The organism is Phycicoccus sp. DTK01 (assembly GCF_017312765.1).
Lineage (GTDB): Bacteria > Actinomycetota > Actinomycetes > Actinomycetales > Dermatophilaceae > Phycicoccus > Phycicoccus jejuensis.
The window spans coordinates 278,386-298,193 of record NZ_BOPU01000002.1 but is presented as its reverse complement, the minus strand read 5'-3'; the positions used below and the strand labels follow the sequence as shown (position 1 = coordinate 298,193).

The window sequence follows — 19,808 nt, the reverse complement described above, 5'->3', positions numbered from 1 at the left end:
ACAGTGACCCCGTGACGGCGCAGCGGCCCCTCCTCGGGTTCGGCCTCCCCATCTCGGGCGGCTGGGCCACGCCGGCCCGCATGCGTGAGGTCGCCCGCCGCGCCGAGGAGCTCGGGTACGCCTCGCTGTGGACCTTCCAGCGCACGCTCGTGCCCGTGGGCTCGGACCTCGGGCCGGGCCACGCGAGCGTCCTCGATCCCGTCGTCGCCCTGGCCCACGTCGCGGCCTGCACCGAGCGCATCGGCCTCGGCACGGCGACCGTGTGCGCCCCCTTCACCCCACCCGCGCTGCTGGCCAAGGCGATGGCCTCGCTCGACGTCCTCAGCGAGGGCCGGCTGACGGTCGGCGTCGGCAGCGGCTGGATGCCGGAGGAGCACGTCGCGGCCGGCGTGCCGACCACGGGCCGCGGCGCCCGGATGGAGGAGTACCTGCGCTGCCTCGTCGCGCTCTGGACCGAGGACCCGGTCGAGTTCGACGGCGAGCACTACCGCGTTCCCCGCTCGCACGTCGCCCCGCGGCCCGTGCAGCGGCCGCACCCGCCGGTGCTCGTCGGGGGCGCGGCCGCGCCCGCGCTGCGGCGGGCCGGTCGCCTGGCGGAGGGGTGGGTCGCCGCCAGCGGCCACGACCTCGACCGGCTCGGGCGCGACGTCGCGACGGTGCGCGCCGGGGCCGAGGAGGCCGGGCGCGACCCCGCCGCCGTCCGCGTCCTCCTGCGCGCCGTCCCCGACCTGCGGGCCACGGACCCGGGACCCGACCGGGCGCCCTTCCGGGGCACCCGCGAACAGGTGCTCGAGGACGTCGCGGCGGTCGGCGCGCAGGGCGTCACCGAGGTCCTGCTCGACCTCAACCTCTCGCCGCGGGTCGTCGCGCCGGGCGTCCGCCCGCAGGCCGCGGACGCCTACGCCGACGAGGTCCTCGAGGCCTTCGCGCCCCGCTGACGCACCGGTGCAGGCGCGCCGTCCCCCTTGCCACCGGCGCGGCCCGGGGTGACACTCGTCGGGCGAGCACTGGCATCGGAGGTCGAGATGACGACGACGCGCGACGACAGGGGCACCGGGGGGATGGGGGCGCCGACGGGGACTGACCTGCGCGCCCTCGCGCTGGAGCTGACCGACACCGTGGTCGAGGTGCTCGGCTCGCCGGACGGCCGGCGGGTGACCCACCACAAGGGGGTCGTCCTCACCGGCACCTTCGTCCCCACGCCGCGGGCCCGGGAGCTGAGCCGGGCGCCGCACCTCGAGGGCCCGCCGGTGCCCGTCACCGCCCGCTTCTCCAACGGCCTCCCCAGCGCCGACGGGCACGACGCCGCCACCGGCGACCCCCGCGGCCTGGCGGTGAAGTTCACGCTGCCCGACGGGCGCCGCACCGACCTCGTCTGCCAGGACTGGCCGGTCTTCCCGGCCGGCACCCCCGAGGACTTCCGCGACCTGCTGCGGGCGCAGCACGCCGGCGAGGAGGCCACGCTCGCCTTCCTGGCCGCGCACCCGGGCGTCGCCGCCGCGGGCGAGGTCGTGGCGACGGTGGCCGCGGCGCCACGCAGCTTCGCGACCGTGGTCTACCACTCGCTCAACGCCTTCCGTCTCGTCGCCGCCGACGGCACGAGCCACTGGGTCCGCTGGCGCCTCGACCCCGAGGCCGGCGAGCACCGGCTGCCCGAGGCCGAGCGCGCGACGGCGGGCGTCGACTACCTCGTCGACGGCATCCTCGACGAGCTGCCGGTGCGCTTCCGGGTCCTCGTCCAGCTCGCCGGCGAGGGCGACGACGTCACCGACCCCAGCCGCGCCTGGCCGGCGGAGCGCGAGTGGGTCGGGATGGGCACCCTCGAGCTGACCGGGCCCGACACCACTCGCGAGCACGACGACGACGTGCTCGTCTACGACCCGATGCGCCTCGTCGACGGCATCGAGCCCTCGGACGACCCCGTGCTGAGGATCCGGCCGTACGTGTACGCCGAGTCGGTGCGCCGCCGCAGCGGCGCGGCCTGCCCGGTGCACCTGCGCTGACGGCTCGCCCGCCGCGCCCGGCCGTCCCGGGCGGTCGGCGGCGCTACGGTCCGAGGATGGCGCACGACGACCTGGACGCCGAGCTCGAGCACCGCCGGTCGGGCGAGGGCGAGCACCGCCTGCCGCCGGCGGTGGCGGTCCTCGTCGCCATCGTCACGTACGCGCTGCTGCCGCAGCCGCTGCTCGTCGGGCCGCGCCTGGCCATCCCCGCGGTCGAGGTGCTGCTGCTCCTGTCGCTCGTCCTCGTCAACCCGGTACGCCTCGTCCGGCGGACGCGGTGGTCGCGGTGGGTGTCTGTCGGGCTGGCGTGCGTCGTCATCCTCAGCAACCTCGTCGCGCTCGGGATGCTCGTGGCGACGCTCTCGGACCCGTCGGCCGGCCCCGGAGGCCTGCTGCTCGGCGGGATGCAGGTGTGGCTCACCGGCGTCGTCGGCTACGCGCTCCTCTACTGGGAGCTCGACCGCGGCGGCCCGGTCGCCCGGCACCGGGAGCGCCGCGACCGGCTGCCGCCCGCCGACTGGCGCTTCTCGCAGGACGAGGACCACGACACCGTCGCCGAGGTCGCGGTGTCGTCGAGCCGCGCGAGCGGCTGGGTGCCCGTGTTCGTCGACTACCTCTACGTGTCGGTGACGAACTCCAGCGCCTTCAGCCCGACCGACACGATGCCGCTGAGCACCCGGGCCAAGCTCCTCATGGCCAGCCAGGCGACCGCCGCGCTGCTCGTGTCGCTGCTCATCGTCGCCCGGGCCGTCGGGTCGCTCGGCGGCTGAGCCGCGTGCCGGCCGCGGCTCCGGCTGCGACGATGGGCGGGTGAGCATCGAGGACGTCGCCGACGAGCTCTACGGCCTGCTGCCGGAGGAGTTCACCGCGGCCCGCAACGCGGCTGCGGCGGAGGCGAAGTCGTCCGGTGACGCGGAGCTGGCCGCGCGCCTGCGCACGCTGCGGAAGCCGACGGCCGGGGCGTGGGTGCTCAACCGGCTGGTCCGCGACGACCCGGAGCAGGTGGAGGGCGTGCTCGATCTCGGCGCCCGGCTGCGGGCGGCGCAAGGCACGCTGGCGGCCGCCGAGCTGCGCGCCCTCGACGCCCAGCGGCGCGAGCTGACCCGCGCCGTGGCCCGGCAGGCGGTCGACGCGGTGCGTGGTGAGGGGAAACCGGTGTCCGCCGCGGTCGTCGGGGCGGTCGAGGAGACGCTGCGCTCGGCGATGGTCGACGCCGGGGTCGGGGCGGCCCTCGCGACGGGGCGGATGGTCGACACCGTCAGCGCGAGCGGCCTCGAGCCCGTCGACCTCTCGCGGGTCGTCGCGCTGGGGGCCGACACCCCGCCGGCGCGGCGGGCGGCGACCGCCGACCGGGCGGCGCGCGACGAGGCCGCGCTCGCGGCAGCGCGCACGGCGGCCGAGCGGGCGGAGGGCGCGCTGGAGCAGGCCCGCGTGGCCGCGGAGGAGGCCCGGCGACGGGCGACCTCGGCCGCGCGCCGTCGGGAGGAGGTCGCGGCGCGCCTGGCGGAGGCCCGCGCCGCCGTGGCCGACCTCGAGGACCGGCTGGCGGCATCCACCGAGGCCGAGCACGGCGCCCGCCGGGCGCAGCTCGCGAGCACCCGCGACGAGCGCACCGCGCAGGAGGCCGCCACCGCCGCCCGCCGCGCCGTCGACCGTCTGACCGGCGCCACCTGACCCCGCCCCGCCGCTCCTCCCGTCTCTTCGCAAACGTGTGTGAACACGCCGGCCTTTCCCGGCGGTTTCACCCGCGTTCGCGGATGGGGTGACCCCGAAAAGCTGAGGCGCCGAGAGTGAGGGCTGTCGAATGCATGGGGGTGCAGATTTGCACCGGCGTGCAACGAGTGCCTACGCTGGTCCGGTGAGCCGACCGACGTGCGTGACGACCTCGCTGCGCGACCGCAAGCGCGAGCGGACCCGCCACGACCTCGCCCTCGCGGCGTACCAGATCGTCCGGGACGAGGGCGTCGACGCGGTGACCGCCGAGGCCGTCGCCGACCGCGCCGGGGTCTCGCGCCGCACCTTCTTCAACTACTTCCCCTCCGTGGAGTCGGTGCTCACCGCGAGCGTCGCGGAGTTCTTCGCCTCGCTGAGCCGCCGCCTCGAGGACCGCCCGGCCGGCGAGCCGGTCCGCGACTCGCTCCTGTCGGTCGTCGACGACCCCTCCGACCTCGAGCTCGTCCAGCGCATCGGCGCCCTCGCCGCCGCCGGCGAGGCCTCCCCGCACGCCAAGGGCCTCATCCTCGCCGAGCTGCACGCCTGGCTCGACTGGTTCGAGGCCTGGCTGCGCGAGCGCCTCGGGCCGGGGCCGACCGAGCTCGAGGTCGCCACCCTCGCGAGCACCGTCGTCGGCGCCGGCGAGGCGGCCCTGCGGGTCTGGGCCCGCCACGCCGTCACCGAGCCCACCGACACCGACGCCCCGGGCTTCCTCGCGATGTTCGCCGCCGCCCTGCACAGCCTCTCCCGTCCCGCCCTCCCGGACACCGCCGTCCGCCCCGCCTGACCCACCGCCGCCCGACCCTCTCCCGCCCCGGAGGCCCGCATGTCCACCGCCCTGTACCGCCTCGGCCGCTGGTGCGCCGCGCACGCCTGGCGCGTGCTCGCCGCCTGGGTCACCGTCCTCGCCGTCGCCGGCACGCTCGCCGGCACCGTCGGCACGCCGCTCACGAGCCAGGTGTCCATCCCCGGCACCGAGTTCGAGCGCGTGGTCCAGCGCCTGGGCACCGAGATCCCCGCGGCCGCAGGCGGTTTCGGACGGGTCGTGCTCGAGAGCGACTCCGGCTCGTTCACCGACGCGCAGAAGCAGGCCGTGACGGAGGCGATGGACGCCTGGAAGACGGTCCCCCACGTCGAGCGCGTCGTCGACCCCTTCGCCTCGCAGCAGCAGCTCGACGAGTCGGCGCAGAAGCTCGCCGACAGCAAGAAGCAGCTCGACGAGGGCCGCGCGCAGCTCGAGAGCGGCACGCAGCAGCTCGCCGACGCCAAGGGCCAGCTCGCGGGCGGCGAGTCGTTCCTCGCGCAGCTCGAGAAGACCGACCCCGAGGGCCAGGCGACCTCCGACCTGCGCGCGCAGGTCGAGGCCGGCCGGCAGCAGGTCGCCGAGGGCGAGCAGAAGCTCGCCGACGCCCGCGAGCAGCTCCTCGCCGGCGAGGCGCAGTACGCCGACGGCAAGACCGTCGCCGACGCCTCCGCCGGGACCCGGCTGCTCAGCGAGGACGGCCGCTACGCCGTCATCCAGGTGCAGTTCGACGACAACGCGCAGTCGATCCCCCCGGAGGACCGTGCGCTCATCCCCGAGAAGGGTGACCCGATCCTCGAGGCCGCCGGCATCACCCCGAGCTACAGCGTCGAGATCACCCAGGCGCTGGAGTTCATCGGCCCCGGCGAGATCCTCGGCCTCGCCGTCGCGCTCCTCGTCCTCGTGCTCGTGCTCGGCAGCCTCGTCGCGGCCGGCCTGCCTCTGCTCGTCGCGCTCCTCGGCGTCGGCGTCGGCCTCGGCGGCGCGATGGCGATGACGGCCTTCGTCGAGCTCAACACGACCACCCCGGCGCTCGCGCTCATGCTCGGCCTCGCGGTGGGCATCGACTACGCCCTCTTCATCGTCAACCGGCACCGCGCGAACATCCTCCACGGCACGCCGCTGCGCGAGTCGGTGGCCCGCTCGGTCGCGACCGCCGGCTCGGCCGTCACCTTCGCCGGCGCCACCGTCGTCATCGCGCTCGCCGCCCTCGTGCTCTCGGGCATCCCGATCCTCGCCGAGATGGGCCTCGTCGCGGCCGCCACGGTCGCCGTCTCGGTGCTCGTCGCGGTCACCGTCGCGCCGGCCGTCATGAGCCTCATGGGCACCCGCGTGGTCTCCCGACGGGCCTGGCGCAAGGCCGGGTTCGCGACGCCGGGGGATGCCACGAGCCGCGCCGACGCCGCGAGCGACCGGCCCGAGGAGCACGGCGCCTGGTACGTCTCGGCGGTCACCCGTCACCCGTGGCTCACCGTCCTCGGGGTCGTCGCGCTCGTCGGCGTCATGGCCGTGCCCGCCCTCGACATGCGCCTCGGCCTCCCCGACGGCGGCAGCGAGCCGACCGGGTCCAGCGCGTACACGGCCTACACCGCGGTCGCCGACGAGCTCGGCCCGGGGATGAACGGCCCCGTCGTCGCCGTCGCCGAGCTGCCCGCCGTCGACGGCACGCGCACCGACGCGCAGGTCCTCGACGCGCAGGCGACCATCGCCTCGGCGCTGCGCGGGGTCGACGGTGTCGTCAGCGTCGTGCCCTTCGGCGTGAGCGAGGACAAGGAGACGCTCGCGTTCCAGGTCGTCCCGAGCACCGGCCCGGCCGACGAGGGAACGCCGGCCACCATCGACGGCATCCGCCGCACCGCCTCGCTCCTCGAGCGCCACGACGGCATCGAGATCGGCCTCACCGGGCAGACGGTGGCGAACATCGAGATCTCCGACCGGCTGCAGGGGGCACTGCCCTTCTACCTGACCGTCGTCGTCGGGCTCTCCCTGCTCATCCTCATGGTCGTCTTCCGCTCGGTCGTCGTGCCGCTCGTCGCCACCGGCGGCTTCCTGCTCACGGTCGCGGCCGCCTTCGGGGCCACGGTCGCCGTCCACCAGTGGGGCTGGCTCGGGTCGTGGTTCGGTGTGACACAGCCCGGCCCGATCCTGTCGTTCATGCCGATCATCCTCATCGGCGTGCTCTTCGGCCTCGCGATGGACTACCAGATGTTCCTCGTCTCGGGCATGCACGAGGCGCACTCCCACGGCGAGGACGCCCGCACCGCGGTGCGGTCCGGCTTCGTCCACGGCGTCAAGGTCGTCACGGCGGCGGCGGTCATCATGACGTCGGTCTTCCTCGGCTTCGCCTACAGCCACCTCGTGATGGTCCGGCCGATCGGCTTCGGTCTCGCGGTCGGCGTCCTCGTCGACGCGTTCGTCGTCCGGATGACGCTGACGCCCGCCGTCATGCACCTCCTCGGCGAGCGCGCCTGGTGGATGCCGCGCTGGCTCGACCGGCTGCTGCCCGACCTCGACGTCGAGGGCGTCAGGCTGGCCGACCACCTCGCACAGGAGGACGCCCGGCACGCGCCGACCGGCACCACCGACGCCGCGGAGCGCGAGCCGGTCGCGCCCCGCGCCTGACCCGCGGCAGGGCACAGAGGAGCCATCGAGGTCGCACAGGTCCGCCACAGCGCCGGGGCGGACCGTCGAGGGGTCAGCACGTCCCGACCCCGGAGGCGACCACCATGCGCACCACCCCTCGTGCCCTGCAGCAGGCCAAGGCCTGGACGGCCGGCGCCGTCGCCGCGGCGGTCCTGACGACCGGGGTCGCCGGCTACCACCTGGCGACCGCGACGACGACCACCACCGCGAGCGCGGCGACGACCGGCTCCTCCGGCGACGGCTCGTCGGGCTCGTCCGGGTCGAGCACCTCCTCGGGCTCGAGCAGCTCCTCCGGCTCGAGCAGCAGCTCCTCCGGGACCTCCGGGTTCTCCTCCCCCGGCGGGGTCTCCGGCAGCAGCGGGTCGTCGCAGTCGACGACCCACGGGTCCTGAGGCGCCCGCCGTGCCCCCCGCCCCGTCGACCCTCACCTCACCGGCGGTGGCCGAGCTCGAGGCGATCGGGACGACCGTCCGCCTCCTCGTGACCGAGCCGGTCGCCCTCGCCGAGGCCGAGGCGATCGTGCGCGACCACCTCGCGGCGCTGGACCGCGCGGCCTCGCGCTTCCGCCCCGACTCGGAGGTGAGCCGGCTCGCCGCCGCCGCGGCCCACGGGCCGGCCGGCCTCGTCGCCTCCCCCGTCCTCGCAAGCAGCCTGCGGGCGGCCCTGCGCGCGGCCCGCCTCACCGACGGGCTCGTCGACCCGACCGTCGGCCGGGCGGTCGCCGCGTCCGGCTACGACGCCGACCTCGCCGTCGTCCGCGGCCGCACCGCGACCCTGCGGCCGGCGGCGTCCGTCCCCGGCTGGCGCAGCGTCCACCTCGACCCGGTGACCGACCGCGTCGAGGTCCCCGCCGGCTGCCTGCTCGACCTCGGGGCGACCGCGAAGGCGCACGCGGCCGACGTCCTCGCCGACCGGCTGGCGACCCGGCTGCCCGGCGGCTTCCTCGTCGACCTCGGCGGCGACCTCGCGGTCGGCGGCCCGGCCCCGGAGGGTGGCTGGCGGGTCGGCGTCGAGGACGTCGACGGCGACGTCGTCCAGGTCGTCACCCTGCGACGCGGCCAGGCGGTCGCGACGAGCTCGACCCGCCGGCGCACCTGGGCGGTCGCCGACGGCAGCACCCGCCACCACGTCCTCGACCCCCGCAACGGCGCCACGGCCCCGGCCACGTGGGCCCAGGTCACCGTCGTCGCCGCGAGCGCCCTCGAGGCCAACGCGGCCTCCACCGCCGCCGTCGTGCTCGGCGACGACGCCCCCGCCTGGCTGGCCGGCACCGGCCTGCCCGCCCGGCTCGACACCGGCCACGCCGTCGTCACGACCCGCGGCTGGCCCGACCCGACGGAGGTGACCTCGTGAACGAGGCGCTCTGGTACCTCTCGCGCGCGACCGGCGTGGCGAGCATCGCCCTGCTGACGGCCGTCGTCGTCCTCGGCGTCGTCACGGCCGGCCGGCGCCGGCCCCACGGCGGCTCCGCGACCGTCGTCATGGCCGTCCACCGCTGGCTCTCCCTCGGGATGCTCACCTTCGTCACGGTCCACGTCGCCACGGCGGTCGCCGAGACCTACGTGAGCATCGAGGCGGTGTCGGCGGTGCTGCCCTTCACGAGCGGGTACGAGCCGTTCTGGGTCGGCCTCGGCACCCTCGCGGTCGACCTCCTCGCCGTCGTCGCCGCCACGTCGTGGCTGCGGCCGCGCCTGCCCGAGCGGGTGTGGCGCTGGGTGCACCGCGCCACCTACGCCCTGTGGCCGTCGGCCCTGGTCCACGGGCTCGCCCTCGGCACCTCGGACCAGCCGGGCCTGCGGGCCGTCACCCTGGCGTGCGGCGGCATCGGCGCCGTGGCCGTCCTGTGGCGGCTGCTCGCCACCCACGCCGACCGCGCCCGCCGCGACGTCGTCCTCGGGGGTGAGTGGTCGTGAGCCTCGCCGACGACCTCCACGCCGCCGGCCTGACCGGCCGGGGCGGGGCCGCCTTCAGCACCGGCGTCAAGGTCGACGCCGCCCACGACCACGGCGCGCACCTCGTCGTCAACGCCTGCGACGGCGAGATCGGCGCCGCCAAGGACGCGTTCGTCGTCGAGCACCACCTCGAGGAGCTCGTGCGCGGCGCCCACCTCGTGGCGCCCGGCCGGCGCCGCACCATCCGCTTCGCCGCCCACCGCGGGTCGCGGACGGCCGCGCTCCTCACCGCCGCCGGGCTCGACGTCCTCGTCGTCCCCGGCCGCTACGTGTCCTCGGAGGAGAGCGCCCTCGTCTCGGCCGCGCAGGGTGGCCTGGCCCGGCCGATGACCAAGCGCCGGCCGTTCGTCACCGGCGGCCGGGACGCCGACGGCCGCCGCGTGCCGCCGACCGTCGTCCTCAACGCCGAGACGGTGTGGCGCGTCGCCCAGGTCGCCGAGCACGGCCCGGACTGGTTCCGGTCGTTCGGCACCGAGGCCGAGCCGGGCCCCCAGCTGGTCACCCTGACCGGTGCGGTCTCCTGGCCGGGCGTCCTCGAGACGCAGGCCGGCACCCCCCTCGCCGAGCTCCTCGCGGCGGCCGAGCCCGCGCGCGGCGCCGAGCACGTCGTCGTCGGGGGGCTCGGGGGCGCCCTCGTGCCGCTGCACCGGCTGCGTGCCCTGCGCTGGTCGACCGACGAGCTGGCCGGGGTCGGTGCGAGCCTCGGGCCGGGCATCCTCGACGTCCTCGACCCGGACCGCTGCCCCGTCCGCACCGTCGCCGGGTACCTCCGGTACGCGGCCGGCGAGACCGCGGGGCAGTGCGGACCGTGCATGTTCGGCGTGCCGGCGCTGGCCGCCGCCTGGGACCGGCTGCTCGCCGACCCCGGCCCGGCCGCCGCCCACGAGGTGCGCCGTCACGCCGGCCTCCTCCCCGACCGCGGCGCCTGCCGCTTCCCCGACGGCGTCTCGCGCTTCGCCGCCTCGGCGCTGCAGGTGCTCGGCCCCCACCTCGACGCGCACGCCGTCGGGACCTGCCCCACCGAAGGGAGCACCGCCCGTGCCCACCACGCCTGACCGCGCACCGGCCCTGCGGGTCGACCGGGTCGCCTGCACCGGCCACGGGGTGTGCGCCACCCTCCTCGCCGGGCGGGTCCGCCTCGACGAGTGGGGCTACCCCGTCGTCGACGACCCGCAGGTCCCCCGCCCGGACGGCGACCGCGCCCTCACGTTCTGTCCCGCCCGCGCCCTCTACTGGTCCGACCGGCCCTGACCGCGGCCGGGCCGCCGCTCAGCGGGCCGAGCGGCGCCGCGGCGACCAGGCCGGGTGCGAGATGAGCTCCTCGAGGAGCTGCACCGCGCGCTCGGCCGGGGCGCTCGAGGCCCCCAGCTGCCGGACGACCGCCGAGAGGTGGCGCACCGGCGCCGGCGGGGCGAGGTCGACGCGCACGACCGACGGCGGCAGCCCCCGCGCGGCGAGGCCGGGCATCACCGAGACGCCGACGCCGGCCGCCACGAAACCGATGGCCGTGTGGTGGTCCTGGGCCTGCACGGTGAACCGGGGCCGCAGGCCGACCGCCGCGCACGCGGCCACGAGCAGCCGGTGGCCGACGGCGTGGGGGTAGTCGCTGCTCACCCACGTCTCGCCGCGCAGGTCGGTCAGCGCGATCTGCGCCTCGCCGGCGAGCGGGTGGTCGCGCGGGAGCACGGCGACGAACGGGTCGTCGGTGAGGTCGACCCGGCGCAGGCCGGCGGGCAGCGGGGTGTCGGGCGGGTCGATCGCCAGGTCGAGGTCCGGGCGCGGCCCGCGCTGCTCGACCTCGTTGAGCCGCAGCTCGAGGACGAGGTCGGGGAACTCGGTCGTCAGCCGCCGCACGAGGCTCGGCATCCACGCCGACCCGGCGCTCGCGAAGTAGCCGATGGACAGCCGCCCCGACCGGCCGTCGCGCAGGTCCGAGACGACGTGCTCGAGGCGGCTCCACTGGCTCATCGCCTCGTCGCTCTGGGCGTCGAGGACGAGGGCGGCCTCGGTCGGCACGATGCCCCGGCCCGAGCGCTGGAAGAGGGTCAGCCCGGTCTCGCGCTGGAGCGCCGCGAGGTGCTGGCTGACCGCCGAGGAGGTGAGCCCGAGGTTGTCGGCGGCGGCCTGGACCGAGCCGCTGGCGACGACCGAGCGGAAGACCGTGAGACGGTGCGGGTCGAGCATCCACCAATGTTAAGCGATACTGCGGGATCCTGAAGCAAAGTCGCGTTGTGCTGCACGGTCAGGAGGCGGAACATAGAACCCATGAACGCCGCATCGCTCTCCGTCCAGAAGGCCCGTCACCTCGCGCAGACCCTCCGCACCAACCGCCTCTCCGGGCGCGGCTGGGACGGGCAGGTCGACCGCGACCTCGTCCGCGAGACGCACGAGATCTACCTCCTCGCGCAGTCCGCCACCCCGCGTCACATCTGAGCACCCACCGGGGGCCCAGCAGCACGCAGACCGACCCTCACGCCACGACGTGGCGGAGGGTCGTCGTCGTCTCCGGGGCCTCCTCGTCGAGGTGCGCCCGCTGGGCGAGGTAGAGCTCGGCGCAGGCGAGGGCGTCGGTCAGCGCCTCGTGGGCCCGGTAGACCGGCAGCCCGTAGCGGGCGCGGGCGGTCCACAGCCGCAGCGCCCCGGGCTCGGACGCGGCGTCCCACCCCCCGCCCCGCGCGCGGCGCTCCAGCTCGAAGGTGTCGACGACCTCGACCGGGAGCCCGGCCCCCCACCGCCGCTCGCAGGCCGCGCCGAGGAAGGTCGTCTCGATCCGCGCGAAGTGCGCGAGCAGCACCCGCCCGGCGAGCGCCCGCAGGAGCGCGCCGAGCACGTCCTCCAGCGGCAGCCCGGCGGCCAGCGCGTCGTCGGTGATGCCGTGGATGGTGGCACTGCGGCCGACCTCGCCCGCGTCGGCGACGACGTGGCCGCCGGCCCCGCCGAGGTCGACCCGGCCGCCGTCGACCGGCACCCAGCCCACCGCCAGCACGCGGTCGCGGGCCGGGTCCAGCCCGGTCGTCTCGATGTCGACCGCGAGCAGCGGCAGGCGCTCCAGCGGGGTGTCCCGCTCCGGCGACGGGGAGGCGAGCAGGTCGGCGAGCGGCCCCGGGGCGCACCGGCGCAGGGCGCGCTCGCGGCGCGCGGCGACCGGTCGGCGCAGCAGGCTCACCGGGCCCCGCTCACGAGACGAACTGCGTGAGGTGGCGGCGGCCGAGCGACTGCTGCGCGGACCGGACGATCGCGAAGGCCTCGCGCAGGTGCCGCTTCTCGAAGCTCGACAGGGTCGCGGGGTCGACGAAGTTGTCGGGCGGGCGTCCGTCCCGGACCTGCGCGGACTGGTGGCGCAGCCGCACGTAGCCGATGAACTCGAAGGCGTCGCGCAGGTCGTCGGCGAGCTCGTCGCCGATCACCCCGGCGAGCCGGGCGGCCTCGAGCCGGGCGCGGGTGTTGACGGCCGGCGACCCCGTCGCGAGGGCGTGGACCCGGGCGAGCTCGACGACGGGCAGGATGCCACCGCGCTTGATCTCGAGCCGGTCCTTGTGCTCGCCCGCCTTCTCGAGCACGAGCCCGCGGAAAAAGCCGAGCGGCGGCTCGTGCACACCGGCGTCCTTGGCGAGGTGCGCGAGGAACGTCGCCGCCCCCGGGGTCGACGCGAGGGTGTGCTGCTGGAGCCGGGCGTGGAGTGACTCGTCCCCGTGGACCGGGCGCATGTCGAAGAACACCGCCGAGTGCAGCACCGCCTCGGGCGTCGGGGAGGCGACCCACGAGGACACCTCGCGGCGCCAGGCGCGCAGGGTCCGGCGCCACTGCGGGCTCGAGGCCATGACGCCGCCGGTGCACCGGGGGTAGCCGCAGCGCACGAGCGCCTCGGTGACCCGCTCGGCGAACGTCGCGAACCACGCGAGCCCGGCGTCGTCCACGGCGTCGTCGATGACGAGCGCGGTGTCCTGGTCGGTCGCGAGCGCCTGCTCCAGCCGCGCGCGCGACCCCAGGGCCATCCAGCAGTAGGGCACGGGCGCCGGGCCCATCCCCTCCTCGACGAGCGCGATGAGCCGCCGCTCGACCGCATCGCCGACCGCGGTGACGACCCGGCCGATGTCGTCGGCGCTGGCGTCCTGGCCGACGAGGCCCTCGACGACCCGGGGCAGCCGCGACGCCGCGCGGGCCACGCCCTCGACGTCGGCCTGCCGGGCGACGTCGCCCGCGAGGTAGACGGGGTTCGCCTCCTCGAGCCGCAGGAGGTCGGTCGTCGTCACGACTCCCGCAGGCCGGCCGGCGGCGTCGACGAGCGGCAGGTGGTGGATGCGCCGGCTCGTCATCGTCAGCAGCGCCTCGAAGGCCAGCGACTCGGCCGGCGCCGTCACCGGGTCGGGCGTCATCACCGTCGTGACGGCGGCCGCGGGGTCCGCTCCGGCCGCGAGCACCCGGCTGCGCAGGTCGCGGTCGGTGAGGATGCCGACGAGGCGGTCGCCGTCGAGGACGACGAGGGAGGAGACGCGCTGCTCGGTCATCGTCGTCGCGGCCTCGCGGATGCTCGCGCTCGCCGGCACCGAGACGACGCCGCGGGCGACGAGCTCGTGCACGGGGGTCGTGAGGATGGCGTGCCCCGACCCCGAGACGCGCAGCCCGGCGACCGCCCCGCTCATCCGGCTGCGGCGCTGCGCGTCGAAGAACGCGTCGACGTCGGGGTGGTCGCGGCAGAGGGCGTGGAAGTCGTCCTCGGGCAGCAGGAGGACGAGGCAGTCCTCGATCGCGGTGACCGAGAAGGTCGACGGGTTGCCCTGCGTCAGGGTGATGGACCCGAAGGTGCTGCCGGCCTCGCCGCGGTCGACGAGCGTGCCCTGGGCGTCGCGGACGTCGGCGGCCCCGGCCCGCAGGACGTGCAGGTGGTGGTTGTCGTGCCCGCGGCCGATGATCTCGCGCCCACGGCGCACGTACTCGACCGACATCCGCGCCGGCAGCCGCTCGAGGACCTGCGGGGGCAGCCCGGCGAACGGCTCGTGGGCGGCGAGGAAGTCGCGCACCTCGGCCAGCTCGACGTCGAGGGTCATGCAGCCATCGTCCCAGCGTGCACGCGAGCCACACAACGGGGCGCTGACCTGCTGGGATGAGGTCACTCGGGTGCCGCACCGGCGCCCCGGCGAAAGGGTGGGCACGATGAGCGAGAACCCGACCGAAGGACCGGCCGACAGCGACGCCGGCGAGCCCGGCATCCCCGGCGAGCACGACGGCGGCGCCGACGGCGGCGCGGGCGCCGAGGGTCCCGCCGACAGCGGCGCGGGCCAGGAGACCGTCCCCGGCCAGGAGGACGGTGGCGCCGACGGCGACGCCGAGGGTCCGGCCGACAGCGGCGCCGGCGAGCCGGGCACGCCCGGCGAGCAGGACGGTGGCGCCGACGGCGGGGCCGACGGGTCCTGATGACCGACGCGCACCACCCCGGGCCCCCGGCCGCGCTCCCCACGGGGACCGGCCGGGGGCTCGGGCCGTTCGTCGCCCTGCCCCCGGAGCGCTTCGCGGCCGAGCACTGGGACCGCGCGCCGCTGCTGACCCGCGCGGCCGAGCTGCCCGCCCCGACGCACGGCTTCGGCCCCGACGCCGTCGACGAGCTGCTCTCCCGCCGCGGGCTGCGCACGCCGTTCCTGCGGATGGCCAAGGAGGGCTCGACCCTCGAGGCGCGCGAGCTGACCCTCGGGGGCGGGGTCGGCGCGAGCATCACCGACCAGGTGAGCGAGGACAAGGTCCTGCGGCACTTCGCCGACGGCGCGACGATCGTCCTCCAGGGGCTGCACCGCACGTGGGCCCCGGTGTCCGACACCGCCCGCGGGCTCTCGACGGCGCTGGGCCACCCGGTGCAGGTCAACGCGTACGTCACGCCGCCGCAGAACCGCGGCTTCGACGACCACTACGACGTGCACGACGTGTTCGTCGTCCAGGTGTCCGGCGAAAAGCACTGGCGCGTGCGGCCGCCCGTCCTCGAGGCGCCGTTGCGCGGCCAGCCGTGGACCGACCGCCGCGACGAGGTGCGCGCCGCCGCCGAGCAGGAGCCGGTCGTCGACGCCGTGCTCGCCCCCGGCGACTGCCTCTACCTGCCGCGCGGCTGGCTGCACTCCGCGACCGCCCTCGGCGGCACGAGCATCCACCTGACCTTCGGCGTCCACGTGTGGACCGGCCGCACCCTCGCCGACGACCTGCTGGCCGCCGCCGGGCGCGTCCTCGACGACGACCTCGCGCTGCGCCGAGCGCTGCCGCCGGGCGTCGACGTGCTCGACCCGGCGACCGCCGCCGCCGCACGGGCCGCGGTGCGCGACAGCGTCGTCGCCGCGCTCGACGCCGTGAGCGACGAGGACCTCGCGGCCGCCCTGGCCCGGCGTGCGCGGGCCGCGGAGCGCGCCGAGCCGCTCGGCGTCCTCGCCCAGCACGCCGCCGCCGACGCCGAGGTCGGCCCGCGCTGGCGGGTCCGCGGGGGGCTGGCCGCGCGGTGGGAGGGCACGACGCTCGTGACCCGGGTGGGCCGGACGTCGTTCGGGACCGACGAGGCCGACGACGTCGCCGCGGTGCTCGACGGCCGGGTGGCCCCGGATGCGCTGGCGCCGGAGCTGCGCCGGCGGCTGGCCCTCGCGGGGCTGCTCGTCAGCGGGCCGTCGAGCCCCTGACCACGAGGCGCGTCTGCAGCACGGTGTCGGGCGGCACCTCGCGCCCGGCGATGCGCCCGAGCAGCACCTCGACCATGACCCGCCCCATCCGCGCCACGGGCTGGCGGACGCTCGTCAGCTCGGGGTCGGTGTGGCGGCAGACCGCGGCGTCGTCGAAGCCGACGAGCCCGACGTCGGTGGGCACGTCGAGACCGGCCTCGCGCAGGACCCGCAGCGCGCCGACGGCCATGAGGTCCGAGGCGGCGAACACCCCGTCCGGTGGCGGCCCGGCCGCGAGCACCTCGGCCATCGCGCGGCGGCCGCTCTCCTCGGAGTAGTCGCCGACGGCGCCCGCCACCTCGGCGCGGTCGATGCCCGCGGCCTCGGCGGCGTCGAGCGCGCCCACGAGCCGGTCGCGTCCCGAGGACATGTCCTGCGGGCCGGCGAGCACGGCGAGACGTCGCCGTCCGGTCGCGACGAGGTGGTCGACGGCGCTGCGGCCGCCGGCGAGGTTGTCGATGTCGACGAGGTACGCCGGCCGGCTCGTCGCCGGGCTGCCGCCGCAGACCGTCGGCACGCCACGGGCCTCGAGCAGCGACGGCAGGGGGTCCTCGGCGTGCAGCGACAGGAGGAGCACGCCGTCGACGTGCTGCTCGGTGAGGTAGGCCGCGGCCCGCTCGTGCCCGCCGGCGGCGCCGGCCATCGTCAGGACGAGCTGGAGACCGGCCTCGGCCAGCCGCTCGCCGATGCCGCGGACGATGCCGGCGAAGTAGGGCTCCCCGAACACCCGCTCCTCGGGCTCGGAGACGACGAGGACGACGGTGTCGGTGCGCCGGGTGACGAGCGAGCGCGCCGCGCGGTTGGGGACGTAGCCGAGCTCGGCGACCGCCGCGAGCACGGCGTCCCGGGCGGCGGGGCTGACGTGCGGGGAGTCGTTGAGCACCCGCGACGCGGTGCCGCGGCCCACCCCCGCATGGGCCGCGACCTCGGCGAGGGTGGGAGGCCGTCCGGCTCCCGTGACGCGACCGGGTTCCCGGTCGGTCGCGGCACGGTCGCCGGACGGGTGCGGACGCTGACCGGGCACAGGGGGTCCCGTCAGCGTGGGAGCGCTCCCATCCGTCACCCCGCCAGTATCTCCCCGCCCGGCGGTGGCCCGTCAACGGATGCGGCCCGGTCGTGTCCGAACCGTGACCGCCCCCCGCCCCGACTTCTCGGGGTGACCCCGAAATGTCCACGAGACCCCGGCTCGGAGCCGGGGCCTCGCGGACGAACCGGGGTGACGCTGCCAGGTCGAGGGACACCGACGCCCGAGACCACCCCGCGAGCCGCACCACAGACCGTAGAGAAGTATGGGCTCCGCACACACCGGGTGCCGACGTCCTCGTCCCTACTGTCGAGAACCATGACCGCAGCCCGCAGCACCCCGGCCGTCGACCTCGACGGCCGCACCGCCCTCGTCACCGGCGCCGCGAGCGGCATCGGCGAGGCCGTCGCCGTCGCCCTCGCCGGGGCCGGCGCGAAGGTGCACGCCGTCGACCGCGACGCCGCCGGCCTGGAGCGCCTCGGCGCCGTCGCGGGGGTGCAGCCGCACGTCGTCGACCTCAGCGACCTCGACGCCCTCGCGGGCCTGCCCCCGGATGTCGACGTCCTCGTCAACAACGCCGGCATCCAGCACGTCAGCCCGCTCGAGGACTTCCCGCTCGAGCGCTTCGACCTCATCCTCGACCTGATGCTGCGGGCCCCCTTCCGGCTCGTCCGCCAGTCGCTGCCGCACATGTACGACCGCGGCTGGGGCCGGGTCGTCAACGTCTCGAGCGTCCACGGCCTGCGGGCCAGCGCGTACAAGGCGGCGTACGTGTCCGCGAAGCACGGGCTCGAGGGCCTCTCGAAGGTCGTCGCGCTCGAGGGCGGCCCGAAGGGCGTCACCTCCAACTGCCTCAACCCGGCCTACGTGCGCACGCCGCTCGTCGAGAAGCAGGTCGCCGACCAGGCCCGCTCGCACGGCATCTCGGAGGACGAGGTGCTCGAGACCGTGATGCTCGAGCCGGTCGCCGTCAAGCGTCTCGTCGAGCCGGCGGAGGTCGCCGAGCTCGCGCTCTTCCTCTGCGGCCCGGCGTCGGCCTCGGTCAACGGTTCCGCCTTCACGATGGACGGCGGCTGGACGGCGCACTGAGCGCCTCCGACACCGAGCGGTTGCCTACCATCGACGGGATGACGGACGCGGCGGGCCCCGGCGGGGAGCAGGACGGGGCGCTGCGGCTGCTCGCCCTGCTGGCCGACGACGCCACCGTCGCCGAGGTCGCGGCCGTGCCGGCGCCCGCCGCCGCCCGCGAGCTCGCCGTCCGGGTGGCCGCCGGGCGCGAGGTGCACCAGCGCCGCGAGGCCGGCCTGTCGGCCCTGCTCGAGACCGCCCGCGCCCTGGCGAGCGAGAGCGACACCGCGCAGGTCCTCGACGCCATCGTGCGGCGGGCCCGCGCGCTGCTCGGCACCGACCTCACGTACCTGACCCTGCACGACCCCGACCACGGCGACACCTACATGCGGGCCACCGACGGCTCGGTGTCGGCCGCGTTCCAGTCGGTGCGCCTCGAGCTGGGGGCCGGCCTCGGCGGGCTCGTGGCCTCGACGCGCAAGCCGTACTGGACGGCCGACTACTGGAACGACGAGCGGTTCGTGCACACCTCCGACATCGACGGCGCGGTGTCCGAGGAGGGCATCATCGCCATCTGCGGCACCCCGCTGCTCGTCGAGAACACCTTCGTCGGCGTGCTGTTCGCGGCCAACCGCACCCCGCGGCCGTTCACCCGGGAGGAGGTCGCGCTGCTCGGCAACCTCGCGACGCTCGCGGCCGTCACCCTCGTCCAGACGCGCGCGCTCGCCGACGCCGAGTCGGCGCTCGCCGCGCTCTCCGAGGCGCACGAGACGGTGCGGCAGTACGCCGACGGCATCGAGAAGGCCGCGGCGGCCCACGACCGCTTCGCCTCCCTCGTCCTCGGCGGCGGCGGCACCGAGGACCTCACGCACGCCCTCGCCGACCTCCTCGGCGGCTGGGCGGCGCTCGTCGACGAGGACGGGACGGTCCGCAGCACCACGCCGGGGGCCGTCGTCCCCGAGGAGTTCCCCGACCTGCGGGCCGGCCGGCTCGTGACGCGTGACGGCGTGCACGGCCTGGCCGTCGCGACCGGCGACGAGCACCTCGCGACGCTCTACGTCGGCGGCACGAGCGAGCTCACCGACGCCGACCGGCGCACCGTCGAGCGGGCCGGCGTCGTCACCGCCCTCGTCCTGCTCTTCGAGCGCCAGGCCGCCGACTCACGGCAGGCCGCGCGCAACCGCGTCGTCGCCGAGCTGCTCGCGGCACGTGGGCCGGCGCAGGACCGCGTCCAGCTGGTCCGGACGACGGGCGCCGACCCCGAGGCGCCGTACTGCCTCCTCGTCCTGCGCGGGGACGCGACCTCCTCCACGCGCGCGCTGGCCCTGTCGGCGTCCGCCGCCGCCGGCGAGGGCGGCCTCGTCGGCGTCCAGGACGGCGACGTCGTCGCGCTCGTCCCCGGCAGCGATGCCGGCGCCCTGGCCCGCTCGATGGCCACGCGCGTCGGCCGGCGTGGCGACGTCACCGTCGCCGGCGTCGGCCCGCTGACCGGCGTCGACGCCATCCCGGCCGCGCACGAGGAGGCGACGCGCACCGTCGCCGCGCTCGTCGCCCTCGGCCGGCGGGGCGAGGGGGCGGCCGCCACGCAGCTGGGGTTCGCCGGGCTCATCGTCGGCACCGACCCCGACGTGTCGGCCTACGTGGCGCACGAGCTCGGGGCTCTGCTCGACTACGACGCCAAGCGGGGGACCGACCTCGTCGGCACGCTCGCCGCGTGGTTCGCCGCCGGCCGCTCGCCCCGGCACGCCGCGACCCGGCTGCACGTCCACGTCAACACCGTCGCGCAGCGGCTCGACCGGGTCGGCGCGCTGCTCGGCGAAGGCTGGCAGGAGCCGGAGCGCTCGCTCGAGCTCCAGCTCGCGCTGCGGATGCGCGACCTCCTCGCCGCCGACTGACCCCCTCCCTCCCGCCTCT

The 19,808-nt window shown here is 76.5% G+C and carries 20 protein-coding genes; 16 read left to right on the top strand and 4 right to left on the bottom strand.

Translation table 11 applies throughout. The annotated features are described in order from the left end of the window. Positions 1-11 precede the first annotated feature (11 nt). The 11 genes from J3473_RS05170 (at position 12) to J3473_RS05120 (ending at position 10,364) form a co-directional block, all read left to right on the top strand. Positions 12-938, top strand: a complete 927-nt coding sequence (locus tag J3473_RS05170; RefSeq protein WP_207022199.1) for a TIGR03619 family F420-dependent LLM class oxidoreductase — start codon at positions 12-14, stop codon at positions 936-938. Positions 939-1,025: 87 nt separating this feature from the next. Then, entirely contained in the window at positions 1,026-2,003 is a 978-nt protein-coding gene (locus J3473_RS05165) for a catalase family peroxidase (RefSeq protein WP_207022198.1), read from the top strand. Positions 2,004-2,059: 56 nt separating this feature from the next. Then, the gene (locus J3473_RS05160) at positions 2,060-2,773 is read left to right on the top strand and encodes a hypothetical protein (RefSeq protein ID WP_207022197.1); all 714 of its coding nucleotides are present in this window, start codon (positions 2,060-2,062) and stop codon (positions 2,771-2,773) included. A 40-nt stretch (positions 2,774-2,813) separates the two neighbouring features. Then, entirely contained in the window at positions 2,814-3,677 is an 864-nt protein-coding gene (locus J3473_RS05155) for a transposase (RefSeq protein WP_207022196.1), read from the top strand. A 184-nt stretch (positions 3,678-3,861) separates the two neighbouring features. After that, positions 3,862-4,503, top strand: coding sequence for a TetR/AcrR family transcriptional regulator (locus J3473_RS05150; protein ID WP_207022195.1), 642 nt, complete (start codon positions 3,862-3,864; stop codon positions 4,501-4,503). Between the two features lie 39 nt (positions 4,504-4,542). Continuing rightward, a complete protein-coding gene (locus J3473_RS05145) occupies positions 4,543-7,140 on the top strand; it encodes an MMPL family transporter (protein WP_207022194.1) in 2,598 nt (865 codons plus the stop codon). A gap of 104 nt (positions 7,141-7,244) precedes the next feature. Beyond that, the gene (locus tag J3473_RS05140) at positions 7,245-7,553 is read left to right on the top strand and encodes a hypothetical protein (RefSeq protein ID WP_207022193.1); all 309 of its coding nucleotides are present in this window, start codon (positions 7,245-7,247) and stop codon (positions 7,551-7,553) included. 10 nt (positions 7,554-7,563) lie between these two features. Further along, a complete protein-coding gene (locus J3473_RS05135; protein ID WP_207022192.1) occupies positions 7,564-8,514 on the top strand; it encodes an FAD:protein FMN transferase in 951 nt (316 codons plus the stop codon). After that, a complete protein-coding gene (locus J3473_RS05130) occupies positions 8,511-9,074 on the top strand; it encodes a ferric reductase-like transmembrane domain-containing protein (RefSeq protein WP_207022191.1) in 564 nt (187 codons plus the stop codon). The genes J3473_RS05135 and J3473_RS05130 overlap by 4 nt, the downstream gene beginning before the upstream one ends. Then, the gene (locus J3473_RS05125) at positions 9,071-10,168 is read left to right on the top strand and encodes an NADH-ubiquinone oxidoreductase-F iron-sulfur binding region domain-containing protein (RefSeq protein WP_207022190.1); all 1,098 of its coding nucleotides are present in this window, start codon (positions 9,071-9,073) and stop codon (positions 10,166-10,168) included. The genes J3473_RS05130 and J3473_RS05125 overlap by 4 nt, the downstream gene beginning before the upstream one ends. Further along, positions 10,152-10,364, top strand: coding sequence for a ferredoxin (locus tag J3473_RS05120; RefSeq protein WP_207022189.1), 213 nt, complete (start codon positions 10,152-10,154; stop codon positions 10,362-10,364). Before J3473_RS05125 ends, J3473_RS05120 begins: the two co-directional genes overlap by 17 nt. Before the next feature lie 18 nt (positions 10,365-10,382). Here J3473_RS05120 and J3473_RS05115 read toward each other — a convergent pair whose 3' ends face one another. Next, the gene (locus J3473_RS05115; protein ID WP_030526284.1) at positions 10,383-11,297 is read right to left on the bottom strand and encodes a LysR family transcriptional regulator; all 915 of its coding nucleotides are present in this window, start codon (positions 11,295-11,297) and stop codon (positions 10,383-10,385) included. Positions 11,298-11,378: 81 nt separating this feature from the next. Between J3473_RS05115 and J3473_RS05110 the strand changes: the two genes are divergently transcribed. Continuing rightward, positions 11,379-11,546, top strand: a complete 168-nt coding sequence (locus tag J3473_RS05110) for a hypothetical protein (RefSeq protein WP_157577255.1) — start codon at positions 11,379-11,381, stop codon at positions 11,544-11,546. Between the two features lie 37 nt (positions 11,547-11,583). Here J3473_RS05110 and J3473_RS05105 read toward each other — a convergent pair whose 3' ends face one another. Together J3473_RS05105 and J3473_RS05100 are read right to left on the bottom strand one after the other, a co-directional pair. Then, positions 11,584-12,279 (bottom strand): exonuclease domain-containing protein, encoded by a 696-nt coding sequence (locus tag J3473_RS05105; RefSeq protein ID WP_242525697.1) that lies wholly within the window; start codon positions 12,277-12,279, stop codon positions 11,584-11,586. A 10-nt stretch (positions 12,280-12,289) separates the two neighbouring features. Continuing rightward, positions 12,290-14,161, bottom strand: a complete 1,872-nt coding sequence (locus tag J3473_RS05100) for a DUF294 nucleotidyltransferase-like domain-containing protein (RefSeq protein ID WP_207022188.1) — start codon at positions 14,159-14,161, stop codon at positions 12,290-12,292. Between the two features lie 106 nt (positions 14,162-14,267). Between J3473_RS05100 and J3473_RS05095 the strand changes: the two genes are divergently transcribed. Both J3473_RS05095 and J3473_RS05090 read left to right on the top strand, forming a co-directional pair. Continuing rightward, a complete protein-coding gene (locus J3473_RS05095; RefSeq protein ID WP_030526281.1) occupies positions 14,268-14,528 on the top strand; it encodes a hypothetical protein in 261 nt (86 codons plus the stop codon). Continuing rightward, on the top strand, positions 14,528-15,763 hold the full coding sequence (locus J3473_RS05090; protein WP_207022187.1) for a cupin domain-containing protein: 1,236 nt from the start codon (positions 14,528-14,530) through the stop codon (positions 15,761-15,763). The genes J3473_RS05095 and J3473_RS05090 overlap by 1 nt, the downstream gene beginning before the upstream one ends. Here J3473_RS05090 and J3473_RS05085 read toward each other — a convergent pair. After that, a complete protein-coding gene (locus J3473_RS05085; RefSeq protein ID WP_256437924.1) occupies positions 15,741-16,826 on the bottom strand; it encodes a LacI family DNA-binding transcriptional regulator in 1,086 nt (361 codons plus the stop codon). The genes J3473_RS05090 and J3473_RS05085 overlap by 23 nt on opposite strands. 318 nt (positions 16,827-17,144) lie before the next feature. Between J3473_RS05085 and J3473_RS05080 the strand changes: the two genes are divergently transcribed. Next, entirely contained in the window at positions 17,145-17,915 is a 771-nt protein-coding gene (locus J3473_RS05080) for a 3-hydroxybutyrate dehydrogenase (RefSeq protein WP_207022186.1), read from the top strand. A 38-nt stretch (positions 17,916-17,953) separates the two neighbouring features. Beyond that, complete coding sequence (locus tag J3473_RS05075) at positions 17,954-19,789, top strand: GAF domain-containing protein (protein ID WP_207022185.1); 1,836 nt, start codon at positions 17,954-17,956, stop codon at positions 19,787-19,789. The last annotated feature ends 19 nt before the right edge of the window (positions 19,790-19,808 follow it).

Bases quoted from the DNA above. Each gene is read 5' to 3' on its own strand.
- J3473_RS05110 (WP_157577255.1), top strand. From the start codon at position 11,379: ATGAACGCCGCATCGCTCTCCGTCCAGAAGGCCCGTCACCTCGCGCAG.
- J3473_RS05080 (WP_207022186.1), top strand. From the start codon at position 17,145: ATGACCGCAGCCCGCAGCACCCCGGCCGTCGACCTCGACGGCCGCACC.
- J3473_RS05075 (WP_207022185.1), top strand. From the start codon at position 17,954: ATGACGGACGCGGCGGGCCCCGGCGGGGAGCAGGACGGGGCGCTGCGG.
- J3473_RS05160 (WP_207022197.1), top strand. From the start codon at position 2,060: ATGGCGCACGACGACCTGGACGCCGAGCTCGAGCACCGCCGGTCGGGC.
- J3473_RS05145 (WP_207022194.1), top strand. From the start codon at position 4,543: ATGTCCACCGCCCTGTACCGCCTCGGCCGCTGGTGCGCCGCGCACGCC.
- J3473_RS05115 (WP_030526284.1), bottom strand. From the start codon at position 11,297: ATGCTCGACCCGCACCGTCTCACGGTCTTCCGCTCGGTCGTCGCCAGC.
- J3473_RS05095 (WP_030526281.1), top strand. From the start codon at position 14,268: ATGAGCGAGAACCCGACCGAAGGACCGGCCGACAGCGACGCCGGCGAG.
- J3473_RS05165 (WP_207022198.1), top strand. From the start codon at position 1,026: ATGACGACGACGCGCGACGACAGGGGCACCGGGGGGATGGGGGCGCCG.
- J3473_RS05090 (WP_207022187.1), top strand. From the start codon at position 14,528: ATGACCGACGCGCACCACCCCGGGCCCCCGGCCGCGCTCCCCACGGGG.
- J3473_RS05140 (WP_207022193.1), top strand. From the start codon at position 7,245: ATGCGCACCACCCCTCGTGCCCTGCAGCAGGCCAAGGCCTGGACGGCC.
- J3473_RS05100 (WP_207022188.1), bottom strand. From the start codon at position 14,161: ATGACCCTCGACGTCGAGCTGGCCGAGGTGCGCGACTTCCTCGCCGCC.